This is a genomic window from Streptomyces sp. NPDC006174 (assembly GCF_040614075.1).
Classification (GTDB): Bacteria; Actinomycetota; Actinomycetes; order Streptomycetales; family Streptomycetaceae; genus Streptomyces.
This window is the reverse complement of sequence record NZ_JBEXTJ010000006.1, coordinates 322,087-339,467: the sequence shown is the minus strand read 5'-3', so window position 1 is coordinate 339,467 and position 17,381 is coordinate 322,087. Positions and strand designations below refer to the sequence as shown.

Annotated in this window: 14 protein-coding genes; 7 read left to right on the top strand and 7 right to left on the bottom strand. The window is 72.2% G+C overall.

What is annotated here, in order from left to right; translation table 11 throughout:
* Nucleotides 1-29 precede the first annotated feature (29 nt).
* The 3 genes from ABZ267_RS16210 to ABZ267_RS16200 are packed head-to-tail and all read right to left on the bottom strand — an operon-like array spanning nucleotide 30 to nucleotide 3,500.
* Complete coding sequence (locus ABZ267_RS16210; RefSeq protein ID WP_356748895.1) at nucleotides 30-641, bottom strand: TetR/AcrR family transcriptional regulator; 612 nt, start codon at nucleotides 639-641, stop codon at nucleotides 30-32.
* A 29-nt stretch (nucleotides 642-670) separates the two neighbouring features.
* Nucleotides 671-2,758 carry a YhgE/Pip domain-containing protein gene (locus ABZ267_RS16205; protein WP_356748893.1) on the bottom strand — a complete coding sequence of 696 codons (2,088 nt, stop codon included), beginning with the start codon at nucleotides 2,756-2,758 and terminating at the stop codon, nucleotides 671-673.
* The gene (locus ABZ267_RS16200; RefSeq protein ID WP_356748891.1) at nucleotides 2,730-3,500 is read right to left on the bottom strand and encodes an ATP-binding cassette domain-containing protein; all 771 of its coding nucleotides are present in this window, start codon (nucleotides 3,498-3,500) and stop codon (nucleotides 2,730-2,732) included. The genes ABZ267_RS16205 and ABZ267_RS16200 overlap by 29 nt, the downstream gene beginning before the upstream one ends.
* 187 nt (nucleotides 3,501-3,687) lie before the next feature.
* On the opposite strand from ABZ267_RS16200, the gene ABZ267_RS16195 reads away from it, so the two are divergent.
* The 3 genes from ABZ267_RS16195 to ABZ267_RS16185 all read left to right on the top strand — a co-directional run bounded on the left by ABZ267_RS16195 (nucleotide 3,688) and on the right by ABZ267_RS16185 (nucleotide 5,806).
* Nucleotides 3,688-4,215: an SAV_6107 family HEPN domain-containing protein gene (locus ABZ267_RS16195; RefSeq protein ID WP_356748889.1), complete on the top strand. Its 528-nt coding sequence runs from the start codon at nucleotides 3,688-3,690 to the stop codon at nucleotides 4,213-4,215.
* Between the two features lie 125 nt (nucleotides 4,216-4,340).
* Nucleotides 4,341-5,099, top strand: coding sequence for a methyltransferase (locus ABZ267_RS16190; protein ID WP_356748887.1), 759 nt, complete (start codon nucleotides 4,341-4,343; stop codon nucleotides 5,097-5,099).
* A gap of 302 nt (nucleotides 5,100-5,401) precedes the next feature.
* Complete coding sequence (locus ABZ267_RS16185; RefSeq protein WP_356748885.1) at nucleotides 5,402-5,806, top strand: DUF3040 domain-containing protein; 405 nt, start codon at nucleotides 5,402-5,404, stop codon at nucleotides 5,804-5,806.
* Between the two features lie 233 nt (nucleotides 5,807-6,039).
* On the opposite strand, the gene ABZ267_RS16180 is transcribed toward ABZ267_RS16185, so the two are convergent.
* The 4 genes from ABZ267_RS16180 to ABZ267_RS16165 all read right to left on the bottom strand — a co-directional run bounded on the left by ABZ267_RS16180 (nucleotide 6,040) and on the right by ABZ267_RS16165 (nucleotide 11,649).
* Complete coding sequence (locus tag ABZ267_RS16180) at nucleotides 6,040-8,460, bottom strand: DUF3488 and transglutaminase-like domain-containing protein (RefSeq protein ID WP_356748884.1); 2,421 nt, start codon at nucleotides 8,458-8,460, stop codon at nucleotides 6,040-6,042.
* Nucleotides 8,457-9,827: a DUF58 domain-containing protein gene (locus ABZ267_RS16175; RefSeq protein ID WP_356748882.1), complete on the bottom strand. Its 1,371-nt coding sequence runs from the start codon at nucleotides 9,825-9,827 to the stop codon at nucleotides 8,457-8,459. Before ABZ267_RS16175 ends, ABZ267_RS16180 begins: the two co-directional genes overlap by 4 nt.
* Nucleotides 9,827-10,879 carry a MoxR family ATPase gene (locus ABZ267_RS16170; protein ID WP_356748880.1) on the bottom strand — a complete coding sequence of 351 codons (1,053 nt, stop codon included), beginning with the start codon at nucleotides 10,877-10,879 and terminating at the stop codon, nucleotides 9,827-9,829. Before ABZ267_RS16170 ends, ABZ267_RS16175 begins: the two co-directional genes overlap by 1 nt.
* Before the next feature lie 221 nt (nucleotides 10,880-11,100).
* Nucleotides 11,101-11,649, bottom strand: a complete 549-nt coding sequence (locus tag ABZ267_RS16165; protein ID WP_356748879.1) for a carbonic anhydrase — start codon at nucleotides 11,647-11,649, stop codon at nucleotides 11,101-11,103.
* Between the two features lie 425 nt (nucleotides 11,650-12,074).
* Here ABZ267_RS16165 and rsmH point away from each other — a divergent pair, with 425 nt between their 5' ends.
* The 4 genes from rsmH (at nucleotide 12,075) to ABZ267_RS16145 (ending at nucleotide 17,381) form a co-directional block, all read left to right on the top strand.
* A complete protein-coding gene (gene rsmH / locus ABZ267_RS16160; RefSeq protein WP_356748877.1) occupies nucleotides 12,075-13,040 on the top strand; it encodes a 16S rRNA (cytosine(1402)-N(4))-methyltransferase RsmH in 966 nt (321 codons plus the stop codon).
* Between the two features lie 19 nt (nucleotides 13,041-13,059).
* Nucleotides 13,060-13,629 (top strand): septum formation initiator, encoded by a 570-nt coding sequence (locus ABZ267_RS16155; protein WP_356748875.1) that lies wholly within the window; start codon nucleotides 13,060-13,062, stop codon nucleotides 13,627-13,629.
* Nucleotides 13,630-13,633: 4 nt separating this feature from the next.
* Nucleotides 13,634-15,622, top strand: a complete 1,989-nt coding sequence (locus ABZ267_RS16150) for a penicillin-binding protein 2 (protein ID WP_356748873.1) — start codon at nucleotides 13,634-13,636, stop codon at nucleotides 15,620-15,622.
* A gap of 187 nt (nucleotides 15,623-15,809) precedes the next feature.
* On the top strand, nucleotides 15,810-17,381 hold the full coding sequence (locus tag ABZ267_RS16145) for a UDP-N-acetylmuramoyl-L-alanyl-D-glutamate--2,6-diaminopimelate ligase (protein WP_356748871.1): 1,572 nt from the start codon (nucleotides 15,810-15,812) through the stop codon (nucleotides 17,379-17,381).

Genomic DNA, 17,381 nt, shown 5'->3' with positions numbered 1-17,381 from the left:
GTCTTCGTGTTGCGCGGGGCCTTATGCCCTCAGTGGCCGCTGACCCGTCCGTGCAGCAGCAGGGACAGCGCCGAGTGGACCTCGTCGATCGACCGCTCCGGCTGGAACGCCTGCCAGTCCAGCGCCGCCACCAGCACCATTCCGACCAGGGCCGCGGCCGTCAGCGGGATGTCGACCTCCTCGCTCAGCTCACCGCTGCGCACCGCCTCGCGCAGCACGTCCTCCACCACCGCGACGGCCTCCTGCCGCACCACCAGCAGCGTGGACTGCCAGGCGCGGTTGGTGCGCCAGAGCTCGGCCACGTACAGCTGGGTGAAGGCCGGATAGCGGTCGATGAAGGCGAGGCCGGCCCGGATCATCGCGTCCAGCGCCTCGACCCGGGTGCCGCCGCGCTCCTCGGACTCCTCGGCAGCGGCCCGCAGCGAGGCGGTGAGCAGCCCGACGCCGTGCCGGAGCAGCTCCTCGAACAGTTCGGTCTTGCTCTTGAAGTTGTAATAGACCGTGCCCTTGGCGACCCCGGCCCGCTCGGCGATCTCGTCGACGGTGGTCGCCGAGAACCCCTTCTCGGCGATGAGGGTCACCGCCGCCTCGTAGAGCCTCTGCCGGGTGGCCTGGCGGCGCGTGGTGCCACTGCTTTCCATGCGGCCGATTCTCCCAGCTTCCGGCGCGCTCACAGGCTCAGCTCCGGGTGCAGCCGGCTCAGGCTCCACACCTGCTTGCGGCGCGCGGTCCAGGCGGTGAGGGCGAGCGCGCCGACGGTGAAGGCGGCCAGCACCGCGCAGCCCAGCCAGACCGGGCCGAGCGGGCCGCCGGTGATGAGCCGGCGCAGCCCCTCGACGACGTACGTCATGGGCAGGAACGGGTGGATCGCGCCGAAGAAGCCGGGGCTGGTCTGGACGGGGTACGTGCCTCCGGCCGAGGTCAGCTGGAGCATCAGCACGACCAGCACCAGGATGCGTCCCGCCGCGCCGAAGCAGGCGTTCAGCCACTGCACGATCGCTCCGAAACAGCAGGTCACCAGGGCCAGGAAGGCGATCGTCCCGGCGGAGCGCGCCATCTGGAGGCCGAGGCCCCAGTGCAGGACGGCCATCAGCGCGCCGACCTGGAGGATGCCGATCGCGGCGACCGGGAGCCAGCCGGCGAAGGCGATCCGCCAGGCGGAGGCGCCGGTGGAGAGCGCCCGCTTGTTGAGCGGTTGGATGATCATGTAAGCGACCATCGCGCCGACCCAGAGGGAGAGCGGGATGAAGTACGGGGCGAAACCGGTGCCGTAATTGGGCGCAGCGTGAAGAGACTTGGAGGCCAGCTTCACCGGGTCGGCCATGACGTCGGTCCGGGCGTCACGGTCCTTCTTGCCGTAGTCCGGGATCTTCTGTACGCCGTCGTTGAGGCCCTGCGCGAGGTCGGCCGAACCGTCGCCGAGCCGGAACAGGCCGCCGTCCAGGTTCTCGGCGCCCGTCTTGAGCTTGCCCATGCCGGTGTCGAGGTCGGCGGAGCCGGTACGGGCGTTGCCGAGGCCGCTGTGCAGGTCCTCGGCGCCCTTGGCGACCTTGTGGGCGCCGGTGTTGAGGGCGTTGACGTCCTTGACGGCCTTCTCCAGGTCGTCGTCCAGGGTCGGGGCGCGCTGCGCCAGCGTCTCGGCCTGCTTCTGGAAAGCGGCCAGGTGCGTGCTGAGCTTCTTCAGTTCGCCGCTCTCGCCGCTCACCACCTTGTTGACGTCGGCGGCGACCACGGCGACGTCGGACGCCGCCTCACCGGCCTTCTTCAGCGCCGGGCAGGACGCCTCGTCCGGCTCGGCGGCCTCCTCGCACCGGGTGCGGTACACGCCGGCCAGCTCGTCGGACGCCGTGCGGGCGTCGGCGGCCGCGGTCGGGGCGGCTGCCACCAGCCGGTCCAGCTCCGCGCGCCAGGTCTTCGAACCCTCGGCGACCAGGCGGGCCGTGTCCCCGATGGCCTTGCCGTTGTCCTGGAAGAAGGGGCGGACATCGCCGGCGATCTTGTTGACCTTGTCGGCCAGTTCCTGGGTGCCGCCGGCCACCTGCCGTGACCCGGAGGCGAGTTCGCCCGCCCCGGTGTTCAGCTTCACGATCCCGTCGGAGAGCCGCTTGCTGCCCGCCTTGGAGTCCTTGAGGCCGTCCGCGAGCTCCTTGGAGCCCTTCTTCGCCTTCGATATCCCGCCCTTGAGCTCGTCGGCGCCCTTGGCCGCGTCGGCGGTCTTGTCGTGCAGATCAGAGAAGTTGATGAAGATGCGGTCCAGGAAGCCGCGCGAGGCGTTGGTGGAGGCGGCGTTGCGCACCTCGCCGAAGACCGTCTTGGAGATCTGGCCGACGATGTAGTTGTTGGCGTCGTTCGTCCGCACCTGGAGCGCGCCCGTCTCCGGGGAGTCGCCGCCGCTGGACGCGATCTTCCTGCTGAAGTCGGCCGGCATCGTCAGCGAGAGGTAGTACGTCCCGTCCTCGACGCCCTTGTCCGCTTCCGCGGAGCTCACTTCATGCCACGAGAACACCTTGGAGTCGAGCAGCTTGTCGCTGATCTCGTCTCCCGCGTTGACGCGCTTGCCGTCATCGGTGGCTCCCTTGTCGTTGTTGACCAGAGCGACGGGCAGCTTGTCGAGATTCCCGTACGGGTCCCAGAACGAGAACAGGTACAGGGCGCCGTAGAGCAGCGGCAGGAGCAGCAGGGCGACCAGCGCGGCGGCCGGCAGCTTCCCCCTGCGGAACCGCCTCAGCTCAAGCGCGGCCAGCTTCGGCGATCGCATCGGCGCTCTCCTTCTCGGTGGTGGGTGCGGTCGGGATGTCTTCGGCGGCGGGCGTGGTACGGACGACCTGGGCGTCCTTCGGCGCCTCGCTGCACACGGCGAGCACGGTGGTGCCGGAGCCGGCGATGGACCGCAGCAGCGTCCAGGCGTCGGCGCGTTCGGCCGGGGAGAGCTTGAGGTCGGCGTCGTCCAGGGCCAGCAGCTGCGGGGTGCCGATCAGGGCCAGGGCTACGGAGAGCCGCAGCGCCTCGATCCGCTCCAGATCCCGTACGGAGGTCCGCTCGGCCTTCGGCAGCGTGGCGGGGTCGAGCCCCGCGGCTTCCAGGGCCGCGTCGATCCGGGCCCGTGCGGCGGCCCGGCGTTCGGCGCGCGGGCGGAGCAGGGTGCGCAGGGAGGCTCCGTAACGGCCCTGGAGCAGGGCCCGTTCGCGCAGATGCTCGGCGACGGTGAAGGCCGGGTCCAGCTCGCTGACGCCGGGCACCGGGCCGAGGGCCGCGATCTTGCGCACCGGCGCCGCCTTGCGGGGCAGTTCGAGGCCGCCGACCCGCGCGCTGCCCTCGGTGGCACGCATACGGCCGGTCAGAGCGAGCAGAAGGCAGGTACGTCCGGAGCCGGAAGCCCCTTCGACGGCGATGAGCGACCCCGGCGGAGCGCTGAACTCCACGCCGCGAAAGGCCCAGCCGCGTGGCCCCTTGAGTCCGAAGTCCTCGGCGCTGACTGCGGCACCGTGCGAGGTCTCCACAGACCCTCCCCTGATCTCGTCCGTGCTGCGGTCTTTTGAACTGACTGGTCAGTGCAAAAAGTTAGCCGGAACTCGCGCTCGAAGCAAAACGGCAGGTCAGGAACCGTTTCTGACCGATTGTCAGTGGTGGCCGTCACCATGGACACAGATGGCCACGGAGCCGTCACACGACGACAGGAGGTTCGTCATGGCCAGCTCGTCCGCAGCCGCCGCCCCGCGGCGCCGCGCAGGCAGCCCTGCCCCCTCACTGACCGGTCCCGCCGACGATGTGCACCCCGTGCTGCGCCGCACCACGGCACCGCCCGCCGCCCTCGACCTGCTCGCCAAGGCCCGCACCGGCCTGGACGAGGCCGCCGTGCTGCGCGAACCGAACGAGCGCTACGCCACCGCCCACCTCGCGGCCCTGCGCACGGCGGCCGCCGTGCTGGCCGCCCGTGGCCGCCCCGAGACGAACAAGCGCCACCGCGACCGCATCCGGAGCGTCTGGGAGGTCCTCCCGGAGATAGCTCCGGAGCTCACCGACTGGAGCGACCTCTTCGCCTCCGGAGCGACCCGCCGGGCCCGTGCCGAGGCGGGCATGCCCGGAGCCGCCGACGACCGGGACGCGGACGGGCTGCTGCACGACGCCGCCCGGTTCCTGCGCCTGGTGGAGCGGCTGCTGGTCCTCCAGCCGGTCCTCCCGCAGCCGAGGCCCGGGAGGCCGGCCACGGGGTGAGACGGGCCGGTGCCGGATGACCGGGACGGCGGTGCGAGGCAATAGGGTGGTCAACGCTCACATCACCACCCGCACTGTTCACGCTCCGCCGTCCCAGGCGGCACCGTGCCGAGGAGTCATCTGCCGTGTCGGACCAGCCGCGCCCCCGCGCCTCCCTCCGTACCGCCGTGGTCTGGGAGATCCTGAAGGACGCTCTGGACCGTCAGGTCAAGGCGGCCGGCCGGGACGCCCTGGATGTCCTGGACACCGGCGGCGGCACCGGCAACTTCGCGGTGCCCGCCGCCCGGCTCGGCCACCGCGTCACCGTCGTCGACCCCAGCCCCAACGCGCTCTTCGCGCTGGAGCGCCGCGCCGCCGAGGCCGGGGTCGCCGACCGGGTCCGTGGCGTCCAGGGCGACATCCTCGGCCTCTTCGACGTCGTGGAGCGCGGCAGCTTCGACGCGGTGCTCTGCCACGGCGTCCTGGAGTACGTCGACGAGCCCGCCGAGGGCGTACGGAACGCGGTGGAGGCCCTGCGCCCCTCCGGCGCCCTCAGCCTGCTCGCCGCGGGGCTGGGCGGGGCCGTTCTGGCCCGCGCGCTGGCCGGCCACTTCACCGAGGCCCGGCAGGCGCTCACCGACCCGGCGGGCCGCTGGGGCGAAGGCGACCCGGTACCGCGCCGCTTCACCGCCGAGCAGCTCACCGAGCTGGTCTCCGGCGCCGGCCTGGAGGTCGGCGCCGTGCACGGCGTTCGGGTCTTCGCCGACCTCGTACCCGGCGTCCTGGTGGACACCGAGCCCGGCGCCGTGGACGCGCTCCTCAAGCTCGAAGCCGCCGCGGCCGAGCTGCCCGCCTTCCACTCCGTCGCGACCCAGCTGCACGTTCTCGGCGAGAAGCGCGCCTGAACCGACCGCACGGACCGGCCCCCGGAAGCCCCCGCGAGGGCTGGTACGGGGCTGATCAGCAACGAAGCTGCGAACGGAGTAGGACTCGGGACCCCCGTAGCGGGCAGGAGCCCCGTATGATCGGGTGACACCATCCGGCATGACGGATCGGTCGTCGGGGAATCTACGCCTCAGCAGCCGAGCCGACATAGCGGTCCGGACTGGCTGAACGCTAGAGGGCGGGTTTCACGGGGGCGAATCCCTGCCTATCCTGGAAGGGCCGCATACCGGTCGCCCCCGCGGCCGACGACGAGGAGGATCCCGTGCCGCTCTCGGAGCACGAGCAGCGCATGCTCGAGCAGATGGAGCGAGCGCTGTACGCCGAAGATCCCAAGTTCGCGACAGCGCTCGAGGGAAGCGGGCTGCGTACGTACACCCGTAAAAGGGTCTACCAGGCGGTCGCTGGCTTCCTGGTGGGTATCGCGCTCCTCATGGCCGGAATGGTCGCCCAGCAGATCTGGATCAGCGTGGTGGGGTTCCTCGTCATGCTCGGCTGCGCCGTGCTCGCGGTCACCGGATGGCGCAAGGCGCCGAAGCCCGGTGAACAGCAGCAGGCCGCCGCGGACGGCGGGGACGGCGGCGCGCGCCGACGACCCAGACAACGCCGGTCGGTGATGAACCGCATCGAGCAGCGGTGGCAGCGCCGCCGCGACGAGCAGGGCCAGTAAGAAACTTTCCGGCCCGGCCCCGGCGCACATGTGGGGCCGGGCCGCGCTCGGCACGACGTACGACACCGATGGCTGAGGGGCGTCCGCATTTCTGCGGACGCCCCTCAGCCATCGGCGCCACGGCAGCCGTCGCGTTGTCGGTTCCATGAAATCTGTGTGACGGATGAGGCCCGGCCCCGGCCGGAACCGTGTGGTCCTGGCCGGGGCCCTCGCCTCCGTCCCTCGGCTGTCCCTCAGCCGTGCTGGCGTGACAGCCGGCGCCAGCGAGCCGTCCAGCGGCCGCGACCCGGACGGTCCGTCCACCGCTGGACGAGCGTCGCCCACCGGTCCGAGACCGCCCACACCACCCGGACGGCCGAGCGCGGTGCCAGCTTCGCCCGCAGCCGTGCGCCCCGGCCCGCGTTGGCCTCCAGCCCGGCCCGTACCGCCAGCGCGTCCTCGGTCAGCCCGGCCGCGAGGCGCGGCTCCGGGGCGTACAGCACCTGCTCCACCGCACCCGCGATCCGGTGCACGGCCTCGGCCGCCATGATGTCGAGCCCGCCCAGCCGCACGATCCGGGCTGCCGCCTTCCGAGGCGTCAGCGACTCGTCCGGCGCGATGCCGTAGTCCCAGGCGCAGTCGGTGACCTCCTGCCAGGCCGCCAGAGCTCTGGCCTCCGCGTCCGCCGACGTACGCCCTCCGGAGCCGAGCCGCCGGTTCCTGGCGCGGGTGCGCCAGAGCAGCGGCAGCAGAGGAAGCAGCAGGACCACGAGCGCACCGGCACCCACCAGCAGGACCGTGCCGACCGGCGTGCCCTTGTCGGTCGGGACCGATGGTCCGGGCGCGGCGGAGACGCCACACTCACCCTGTCGGCGCACCTGCGGCGAGCAGCTTTCCGGCGTCGAAGGGACCGCGGACGGCGCGGTGGAGGCACCGGCCGACGGCTGCGCCGGATCGCTCGCACCGCCCGTGGGCGTCTCCGGCAGCGTGTACGTCGGCGTGGTGCCGCGGCTCGGCGTCGGCTCGAACCGGGTCCATCCGACGCCCTCGAAGTACAGCTCGGGCCAGGCGTGCGCGTCGCGCAGCCCGACCGAGTACGAGCCGTCGCCCTGGAGCGCGCCCGGAGTGAAGCCCACCGCGACCCGGGCCGGGATGTCCAGGGTCCGGGCCATCGCGGCCATGGTGAAGGAGAAGTGGATGCAGAACCCCTCCTTGTCCCGGAGGAACCGCGCTATGGCCGAGGAGCCCGTCCCGGAACTGACCGAGGTGTTGTACCGGAAGCCGCCCTCGGAGGTGAACCAGCTCTGGAGCTTCACCGCCCGCTCGTAGTTGTTGGCCGAACCCTCGGTGATCTCCTGGGCCTGCTCGGCCACCACACCCGGCAGTGAGTCGGGGACCTGCGTGTACTCGTCGAACAGCTTCTGCGGCGGCGACCCGGCCGCCGCCAGCTGGGCCGCGGTCGGCTCGACGACCAGCGAGGAGACCTCGTACTGCGCGCCGCCGGTGTTCTGCCCGTCGTCGCCGATGAGCGTGCGGCCCTCCGGCTCGTACCGCCAGCGGCCCTCGACCTCCACCTCGCTCGCCGGGTAGGGGAGCGGCAGATAGTCCTGCTGGTACGAGGGCGAGGAGGAGATGTTCGTCCGGATCTCCGTGACGGCGGTGTCCCGGCCCAGACCGACCGGTTGCGGGAGACGGTCCGGCACGTCCGTCACACGGCGGGTCGAGGAGCGCCAGTCGCTGCCGTTGAACTCGTCCAGGGAGAGGATCCGCAGGTAGAGGTCGCGCGGGTCCTCGACGTTGGAGCGGTACGTCATCACCTGCCGGTTCTCCGGCTGGTTGAGATTGTCCTTGAGGGAGACCAGCGGGTTAACCGCGGAGATGGTGCCGCCACCGCTGCCCTTGCCGTTCCCGCCGCCCCGGCCGCCCAACAGGCCGCTGTCCATGGCGGGCAGGGCCAGCGGGACCACCAAGGCGATACCGAGGGCCAGCACACCGATGCGCCGCCCGGTACGGACCGGCGCGGAGGCTCCGCCGCCTCGGCCGGAGAGACCGTCCGACAGTCCTCCCGGGGACCGGTTGGCGCCGCCGAAGACGCGTCCCCACTGGGAGAGCCGGTCGCGGCCCTCGGCCAGCAGGAGCAGCAGATAGCCGCAGGCGGCCAGCAGGAACCAGAGCCAGCCCGTCGTGCCGTCGCCGAGCCCGGCGGCGATCGAGTACAGCGCGAGCAGCGGCAGTCCGGCCGGGGCCGCGCTGCGGAAGGTCACCGCGAGCGCGTCCACGATCAGCCCGATCACCAGCACTCCGCCGACCATCATCAGCCGGATGCCGTCCGTCATCGGGGCCGGGATGGCGTACGTACCGATGTCCTCGCCGCCCGCCACCAGCAGCTCACCGAGGCGCGCGAGGGCCTGCGGGCCCGGGACCACGCCGAACAGGGCCTGGTCGCGGGCGAAGACCACGGTCAGCAGCAGCAGGGTCACCAGCGTCTGGGCCGCGATGGTCAGCGACCGGGCCAGCGGAACCCGGCGCGCGAGCGCGCCCACTCCGCTCTGCACCGCGAGCAGCAGCGCCGCCTGCGGGAGCCAGCCGGCCCCTTCCACCAGCGGGAGCAGAGCTCCCGACGCCAGGAGTGTCGCCGCGAAGGCGCACAGCGCCAGCCGGGCCCGCCCGCTCATGACCATCCCCCCGCAAAACCTGTCGAACCGCCGTTACCGGCGGCCTGGGTGTCGGTGCGCATCTGGCCCGCGAGCTGCCACAGCGCGGGCAGCTCGGTCCCGGGCGGGACGGTCACCACGATCCAGCCGGCCTCGCGCAGCTGCCGCAGCCGCTCCTGGGCCGCCGGGCCGTCGGCGTCGGTGGTGCCGGACCAGCGGGCGCTGTCCAGGACGAAGGCGACCGCCGCGCCGGCGCGCTGCCGCATCCGGGCCGCGACCGAGGTCTGCTCCTCGTCGAGATCGCCGAAGAACGCGACCAGCAGCCCTTCGTTGCCGCCGCGCAGCACGTCGTGGGCGCGCGAGAGCCCGCCGCCGTCGGAGTGGCCGACGACCGCGAGGGTGTCGAGCATCAGGCCCGCCGAGTCCGCGGACTCCTGGGTCGAGCCCGCGAAACCGTCCGATCCCTCGCCGGGCACCGCGTTTCCGTCGTCGGTGAGCAGCCGTACGGCGAAGCCGCGCTCCAGCATGTGCACCAGCGCGGAGGCCGCACCCGAGACGGCCCACTCGAACGCCGAATCGGGTCCGGCGCCCGTGTACCCGACCTGACGGGTGTCCAGCAGCACCGTGCACCGGGCCCGTTGCGGCTGTTCCTCGCGACGGACCATCAGCTCGCCGTAGCGCGCGGTGGAGCGCCAGTGGACCCGGCGCAGGTCGTCGCCGTGGCGGTAGCCGCGCGGAATGATGTCGTCCTCACCGGCCAGCGCGAGCGAGCGCTGGCGTCCGTCGCCGTACCCCGACGCCTCGCCCGCCAGCCGCAGAGCGGGCAGCGGAACCGTGCGCGGGACGACGACGAGCGTGTCGTACGCGCTGAAGGAACGGGTCAGCTCGCACATCCCGAACGGATCGCTCAGCCGCAGCTGCAACGGGCCCAGCGGATAGCGGCCGCGCAGGTCGGAACGGACCCGGTAGGACACCTCGCGCCGCCCGCCCGCCTCCACCCGGTCCAGCACGAACCGGGGCCGTGGCCCCAGCACGTACGGCACGCGGTCCTGGAGCATCAGCAGGCCCGTGGGCAGCCGGGACACGTTGTCCATCCGCAGGTGCACCCGAGCCTCCGAGCCCGCGGGCACCCGGGACGGCGTCAGCCGCCGGGTCCCCGTCACCCGGTAGCGGGTGCGGTAGAGCACGGTCACGCAGACCAGCGGCAGCACGGCCAGCAGCAATCCGACGCGCAGCAGGTCGGCCTGGCCCAGGACGTACGCGCAGACGGCGGCGGCGACTCCGGCGGCGAGGAAGGAGCGCCCCCGGGTGGTGAGCCCGCCGAGAGCCGCGCGCAGGCCGCCCTTGCTGGAGCCGTCCTCCACCGCGCCGGGCTCGCCGCCCGCCATCACAGCCGCCGGGTGCCGGGCTGCTGCTGGCCGTAGAGCGGGCGGCCCGGCTCGTGCGCGCCCTGGACCGGAGGCACGGGGCCGCCGGGCGAGGTCGGGACCGGGGTGCGCTGGATGATCTCCAGCACCACCTGCTCCGCCGTGCGGCGGTTGAGCTGGGCCTGTGCGGTAGGCAGCAGGCGGTGGGCGAGGACGGGCGCGGCCAGGGCCTGGACGTCGTCCGGCAGTGCGTAGTCGCGGCCGCTGAGGGCCGCCGAGGCCTTCGCGGCGCGCAGCAGGTGCAGGGTGGCGCGCGGCGATGCGCCGAGTCTGAGGTCCGGGTGGCTGCGGGTGGCCCCGACCAGCTCCACCGCGTACCGCCGGACGGCGTCGGCGACGTGCACCGTACGGACCGCGTCGATCAGCTTCACGATGTCGTGGGCGTGCGCCACCGGCTGGAGGTCGTCCAGCGGTGAGACGCCGCCGTGCACATCGAGCATCTGCAGCTCGGCCGCCGGGCTCGGATAGCCGATGGAGACCCGCGCCATGAACCGGTCGCGCTGGGCCTCGGGCAGCGGGTAGGTGCCCTCCATCTCCACCGGGTTCTGGGTGGCCACCACCATGAAGGGGTCGGGCAGCTCGTACGTCTGCCCGTCGATGGTGACCTGGCGCTCCTCCATCGACTCCAGCAGCGCCGACTGCGTCTTCGGCGAGGCCCGGTTGATCTCGTCGCCGATCACGATCTGCGCGAAGATCGCACCGGGCTTGAACTCGAAGTCGCGCCGCTGCTGGTCGAAGATCGACACACCGGTGATGTCGGACGGCAGCAGGTCCGGCGTGAACTGGATCCGGCGCACCGAACAGTCGATGGACCGCGCCAGCGCCTTGGCCAGCATGGTCTTGCCGACCCCGGGCACATCCTCGATGAGGAGATGTCCCTCCGCGAGCAGCACGGTCAGCGAAAGCCGTACGACCTCAGGCTTGCCCTCGATCACACCCTCCACCGACCTGCGCACCCGCTCCGCTGTGGTGGTCAGATCTGTGAGGCTCGCTCGATCGTCATAGGTCGTCACCCGGCCCTCCTCGGCCCTTTTCTGCGCACCGGCCGGCGAACTGCCCGCCCGGCCCACCCCGAAGTTCGCGACGCTCCTCCGGAAGGCCCGGTGGAGGTCACCCCCGCATTCTTGTTGCCGTTACCGCTTCGTGTCACTCGCCTGTGGACAAGTGGGTGTGATTTGTCAGTCTCTGCCGTGTTTCGCGGAGGTGGACCGGGGTGGGCCGAGCGGGCGGGAGGTCAGGAAGCGGGCTTGATCTCGCGGAGCAGACCGGTGGTCACGTCGAAGACGAAACCGCGGATGTCGTCGGTGTGCAGGAGGAACGGCGAGGTCCGCACCCGCTGCATCGACTGACGTACGTCCTGGTCGGCGTCCGTGTACGCCTCGACCGCCCAGACCGGCCGCTGGCCGACCTCGCGCTCCAGGTCCTGCCGGAACTCCTCGGTGAGGGATTCCAGGCCGCAGCCCGTGTGGTGGATGAGGACGATGCTGCGGGTGCCGAGCGCCCGCTGACTGATGGTGAGCGAGCGGATCACGTCGTCGGTGACGACACCGCCGGCGTTGCGGATGGTGTGGCAGTCGCCGAGTTCGAGACCCAGCGCGGCGTGGAGGTCGAGCCGGGCGTCCATGCAGGCGACGATGGCGACCTGGAGGACCGGCTTGGCGTCCATACCGGGATCGCGGAAGCTCTTCGCGTACGTGGAGTTCGCCTCGACCAGCTGATCGGTGACCTGGCCCCCCTCGCGGACCGTCACGGACTCGGCGGGGGAGTGAGCGGAAGTCGACATGGCTACGACGTTAGCCTTCCCACCTGGCCAGGGTGGGCTGTGAGAGCGGACAAAGAAAATCAACGTGTCTTGTTGTGAGCTAACCCACAAGCACCAGAGGACGCGGCCGTTCGGGTGAGGTCGCCGCTTCCGGACGGGTGGTGCGACTCGCTGCCCGGTTCGTTGATCGTGCATCGATCGAATGGCAGGGTGGACTAAAGTAACGCGAAGTCACCATCCTGAACCCGTATCACCCACTCCGCACACCCTGCACCTCCTGCATATTCCGTTTTCCCCCCGTGATGTGCGGCGTACGTGCGGCCCGGCCCTCTCCCGCTCCCGGTCCGCCGACGCCCCTTCCCCGGCGCCGGCGGACCTCCCCTTCGGAGCGGGCGGGGACCAGGACGTACGTACCGGCCGCGCGGGACAGAGCCTGAGAGGGCGCATTGAGCCAGACCCGACACGTCCCGGTGATGCTCCAGAGGTGTCTGGACCTGTTGGCCCCGGCTCTCCAGGACCCGGCCCACTCCGAGCCCGTGGTCGTCGACTGCACCCTCGGCCTCGGCGGCCACAGCGAGGCGCTCCTCGAAGCCTTCCCCACCGCCCGGCTGATCGCGCTGGACCGCGACAAGGAGGCCCTGCGCCTCTCCGGCGAGCGGCTCGCCCCGTACGGCGACCGCGCCACCCTCGTCCACGCCGTCTACGACGAACTCCCCGACGTACTCGCCCGGCTCGGCATCCCCAAGGTGCAAGGCGTCCTCTTCGACCTCGGCGTCTCCTCCATGCAGCTCGACGAGGCCGACCGAGGCTTCGCGTACGCCCAGGACGCCCCGCTCGACATGCGCATGGACCAGACGACCGGGATCGGCGCCGCCGAGGTGCTCAACACCTACCCGCCCGGCGAACTCGTGCGGATCCTGCGGGCGTACGGCGAGGAGAAGCAGGCCAAGCGGATCGTCTCCGCCGTCGTGCGCGAGCGCGAGAAGGAGCCGTTCAGCAACAGCGCCCGGCTCGTCGAGCTGATCCGCGACTCCTTGCCGCAAGCCGCCAAGCGCACCGGCGGCAACCCGGCCAAGCGGACCTTCCAGGCCCTGCGCATCGAGGTCAACGGCGAGCTGAGCGTGCTGGAGCGGGCCGTTCCGGCGGCGGTGGCGAGCCTCGCCGTCGGCGGCCGGATCGCCGTGCTCTCGTACCACTCGCTGGAGGACCGGCTGGTCAAGCAGGTCCTCGCGGCCGGCGCCGCCAACACCGCGCCGCCCGGCCTGCCCGTCGTCCCCGAGCGCTACCAGCCCCGCCTGAAGCTCCTCACCCGGGGCGCCGAGCTGCCCACCGAGGAGGAGGTCGCCGAGAACCGCCGCGCCGCCCCCGCCCGGCTGCGCGGCGCCCAGCGCATCCGCAAGGACGAGCGATGAGCACCACGGGGGGCGCGCGGTGAGCAGGCCGGCCGCACCGCTGAAGGGGCGGGCCGGACGGCTCGCCCGGCTGATGCCGTCCGCGTCCCCCAGCAGCGCGGCCCGCACTCCCTTCGTGCTGCTGGTCGTGCTTCTCCTGGGCGGCGGGCTCATCACGCTGCTCCTGCTGAACTCCGCGCTCAACGAAGGATCGTTCAGGCTCAGCGAGCTCAAGCGGGACACCACCGAGCTCACCGACGAGCAGCAGGCCCTCCAGCGCGACGTCGACAGCTACTCCCAGCCCGATGCCCTGGAGCGCCGCGCCCGGGAGCTCGGCATGGTCCCCGGCGGCAGCCCCGCCTTCCTCGACCCGGACGGCACCGTCCGCGGAGTCCCCACCGAGGCCACCGCCCCACCGCCCCCGCCCAGCCCGGAGCCGACCCCCGAGGACGGCGCGCCGGCCGACGCGGCGGACGCCGACGCACCCGCGGCCACGCCCTCCGCCTCCGCGGACCCCCAGGCGCAGAGCGCCCCGGCGGAAGCCGAGGCAGAGGCCGACACCGCTCCCGCCACGGAGAACACCCCGACCCCGACCACCCCCGGCAGGTGACGCAGTGCCGCCCCAGGAACCGCCGCGCCGCCGCGTACCCGGCCCCGCGCGCCCCCGTAACGGAGCCAACGGCCGCTCCGGCGCGCGCCTCCCGGCCCGCCGTCCCCGCCCCCGTCCCGCACCCGGGCGCACCACCGCACGCGGGCGCGCGCCCCGCACCCTGCGCCTGGGCAGCCCGCGACCCCGGCTCCGGCTGGTCAGCCTCGGGCTGACGCTGGTCATGCTGCTCTTCGTGGCCCGGCTCCTCCAGGTCCAGGCCGTCGACGCCACCGCGTACGCGGCCAAGGCCGAGAAGAACCGTTACCTGGAGTACACGGTCGCCGCCGAGCGCGGTGAGATCACCGACCGCCGGGGCGTCGCGCTGGCCACCAGCGTGGACGCGCACAACATCACGGCCGACCCGAAGATGTTCACGCCCGAGGACAGCAAGGCCCCCGACGCACCGCAGCAGGCCGCCGCGCTGCTCGCGCCGATCCTCGGCAAGGACGTCGACGAGCTGGTCAAGAAGCTCTCGGCGCCCAAGAGCCGCTACACCGTGCTCGCGTACCGGCAGACCCCTCAGGTCTGGAAGCAGATCAAGGACCTCAAGGCGGTCTTCGCGGAGAAGGCCCTGGAGGACGAGCGCAACGGCGGTACGGGCGCCAACGTGCTGGCCGGCGTCCTCCAGGAGCCGACCACCAAGCGGGTCTATCCCAACGGAGACCTCGCCGCCGGGATACTGGGATTCGTCAGCGCCGACGGCAAGGGCGGCGGCGGCCTCGAATCGCAGCTGGACGAGGAGCTGGCGGGCGAGGACGGCAAGATCCGCTACGCCCAGTCCGGCGGCCGCCGCGTTCCGACCGCCGGCGGCAGCGAGGTCCCGGCCGTGCCCGGCTCCGACATCGAGCTGACCATCGACCGTGACATCCAGTGGGCCGCGCAGAAGGCCATCAGCGACCAGGTTGCCGCGTCCAAGGCCGACCGCGGCTACGTCATCGTGCAGAACACCCGCACCGGCGAGCTGCTGGCCATGGCCAACGCGCCCGGCTACGACCCCAACGACCTCTCCCAGGCCACCTCGGCCTCGCTCGGCAACGCGGCCCTCCAGGACGTGTACGAGCCCGGCTCCACCAGCAAGGTCATGTCGATCGCCGCCGTGCTGGAGGAAGGTGCCGCCACGCCCGGCACCCATGTCACCGTCCCCAACCGGCTGCACCGCGGCGACCGGCTCTTCAAGGACGACGTCGACCACCCCACCTGGTACCTCACGCTCAACGGCGTCCTCGCCAAGTCCAGCAACATCGGCACCATCCTGGCGACCGGTCAGCTCGGCAAGACCCAGGCCGAGTCGAACAAGGTGCTCTTCGACTACCTGCGGAAGTTCGGCCTCGGCAAGAAGACCGGACTCGGCTACCCCGGCGAGTCGCCCGGCCTGCTGGCCCATCCGAAGGACTGGTCGACCTCGCAGCAGTACACGATCCCGTTCGGCCAGGGGCTCTCCATCAACGCCGTCCAGGCCGCCTCGGTCTACTCCACGGTGGCCAACGGCGGCGTCCGCATCGCCCCGACGCTCGTACGCGGCACCAAGGGCGCCGACGGCCGCTTCACCGCGGCCGACGCTCCCGAGGAGACCCGGGTGGTCAGCGAGAAGACCGCCAAGACCCTGGCGGCCATGCTGGAATCCGTCGTCGGCGACCAGGAGGGCACCGGCACCAAGGCCGCCATTCCCGGCTACCGGGTCGCGGGCAAGACCGGCACCGCCAACCGGGTCGACCCGGTCCGCGGTGTCTACAAGGGGTACACCGCCTCCTTCGCCGGCTTCGCACCGGCCGACGATCCGCAGATCACCGTCTACTGCGCGATCCAGAACCCCACCAAGGGAAGCTACTTCGGCGGCCAGATCTGCGGCCCGATCTACAAGCAGGTCATGGAGTTCGCGCTCAAGACGCTCCAGACCCCACCGTCCGGCAACAAGCCGCCCCGGCTGCCGGTGTCCTTCAAACCCGGCGAGTGAACACGGGGATGCGCGAGCATCTCCTCCAAGGAAACCCTCAGTGACAACCATCACCCCCGATCCCTGGAACCGGAACGAGAACTTCCCGGCACCCGGTCCCTCGCTTCGCGAGAGCCCGCACCGGCCCGGTACGCTCACCGCCGTGCCCCACGCTGATCAGTCCCAAACCTCTCAGAAGGACGCGCCTGTGACCTACCCGGGAGCGCCCCGACCGGACCGGCTCCGGCCCACCCCCCTCGGCGAGCTGGCCGGCCGGCTCGGCGTCGAAGCGGCCGGGGACGGCGAAGTCACCGGCATCACGCACGACTCACGGGCCGTGCGACCCGGTGATGTGTACGCGGCCCTGCCCGGCGCCCGCCTCCACGGCGCCGACTTCGCTGCCCAGGCCGCGGGCCTCGGCGCCATCGCCGTCCTCACCGACCCGACCGGCGCCGAACGCGCCGCCGCCACCGGCCTGCCGGTCCTGGTCACCGAGGACCCGCGCGCCGTGATGGGCGAGCTGGCCGCCGACATCTACAGGCGGCCCGGCATCGGCCTCCTCCAGATCGGCATCACCGGAACCTCCGGCAAGACCACCACCGCGTACCTGGTCGAAGGCGGACTGCGCGCCGCGGGCCGGCCCACCGGGCTCATCGGCACCGTCGAGATGCGCATCGGCGACGAGCGCATCAAGTCCGAGCGCACCACGCCCGAAGCCACCGACCTCCAGGCCCTGTTCGCCGTCATGCGCGAACGCGGCGTCGAGGCCGTCGCGATGGAGGTCTCCAGCCACGCCCTCGTGCTCGGCCGGGTCGACGGCTGCGTCTTCGACGTCGCCGTCTTCAACAACCTCAGCCCGGAGCACATGGAGTTCCACTCCGGCATGGAGGACTACTTCCAGGCCAAGGCGCAGCTCTTCACGCCCGAGCGCAGCCACCGCGGTGTCGTGAACTTCGACGACGAGTACGGCCGCCGGCTCATCACCGAGTCCGGCGTCCCGGTCACCACCTTCTCCGCCGAGGGCCACTCGGACGCCGACTGGCACGCAGAGGACGTCCAGGTCGGCCCGCAGGACAGCACCTTCACCGCCGTCGGCCCGAAGGGCGAGCGGATCGCCGCCCGCGCTCCGCTGCCCGGCCCGTTCAACGTCGCCAACACCCTCGCCGCGATCGTCACGCTGGCCGTCGCGGGCGTCGACCCGCAGACCGCCGCCGACGGCATCGCCGCCGTCCCCGGCGTCCCGGGCCGGCTGGAGCGGGTGGACGCCGGACAGCCGTACCTCGCCGTCGTCGACTACGCGCACAAGACCGACGCCGTCGAGTCCGTCCTGCGGTCGCTGCAGAAGGTCACCGAGGGCCGGGTGCACATCGTCCTCGGCTGCGGCGGCGACCGCGACACCACCAAGCGCGGCCCGATGGGCGCCGCCGCGGCCCGCCTCGCCCACACCGCCGTACTGACCTCCGACAACCCCCGCTCCGAGGACCCGCTCGCGATCCTCGCCGCGATGCTCTCCGGCGCCGCCGAGGTCCCCGTCCACGAACGCGGTGACGTCCTGGTCGACGCCGACCGGGCCTCGGCCATCGCCGCCGCCGTCGCGCGCGCCGAACCGGGCGACACCGTCCTCGTCGCGGGCAAGGGCCACGAGCAGGGCCAGGACATCCACGGAGTCGTACGCCCCTTCGACGACCGCAAGGTCCTGCACGACGCCATCGAGCGGTCCCTGGGGCGCACCGGCGCCGCCGGCCGCGCCCCTCACCACGAGAACAACAGTCAGGGATGA

What these genes read in the sequence shown, in the direction of transcription:
- ABZ267_RS16165 (WP_356748879.1), bottom strand. Translation starts at nt 11,649, where the DNA reads ATGTCGACTTCCGCTCACTCCCCCGCCGAGTCCGTGACGGTCCGCGAG.
- ABZ267_RS16175 (WP_356748882.1), bottom strand. Translation starts at nt 9,827, where the DNA reads ATGGCGGGCGGCGAGCCCGGCGCGGTGGAGGACGGCTCCAGCAAGGGC.
- ABZ267_RS16210 (WP_356748895.1), bottom strand. Translation starts at nt 641, where the DNA reads ATGGAAAGCAGTGGCACCACGCGCCGCCAGGCCACCCGGCAGAGGCTC.
- ABZ267_RS16180 (WP_356748884.1), bottom strand. Translation starts at nt 8,460, where the DNA reads ATGAGCGGGCGGGCCCGGCTGGCGCTGTGCGCCTTCGCGGCGACACTC.
- ABZ267_RS16205 (WP_356748893.1), bottom strand. Translation starts at nt 2,758, where the DNA reads ATGCGATCGCCGAAGCTGGCCGCGCTTGAGCTGAGGCGGTTCCGCAGG.
- ABZ267_RS16195 (WP_356748889.1), top strand. Translation starts at nt 3,688, where the DNA reads ATGGCCAGCTCGTCCGCAGCCGCCGCCCCGCGGCGCCGCGCAGGCAGC.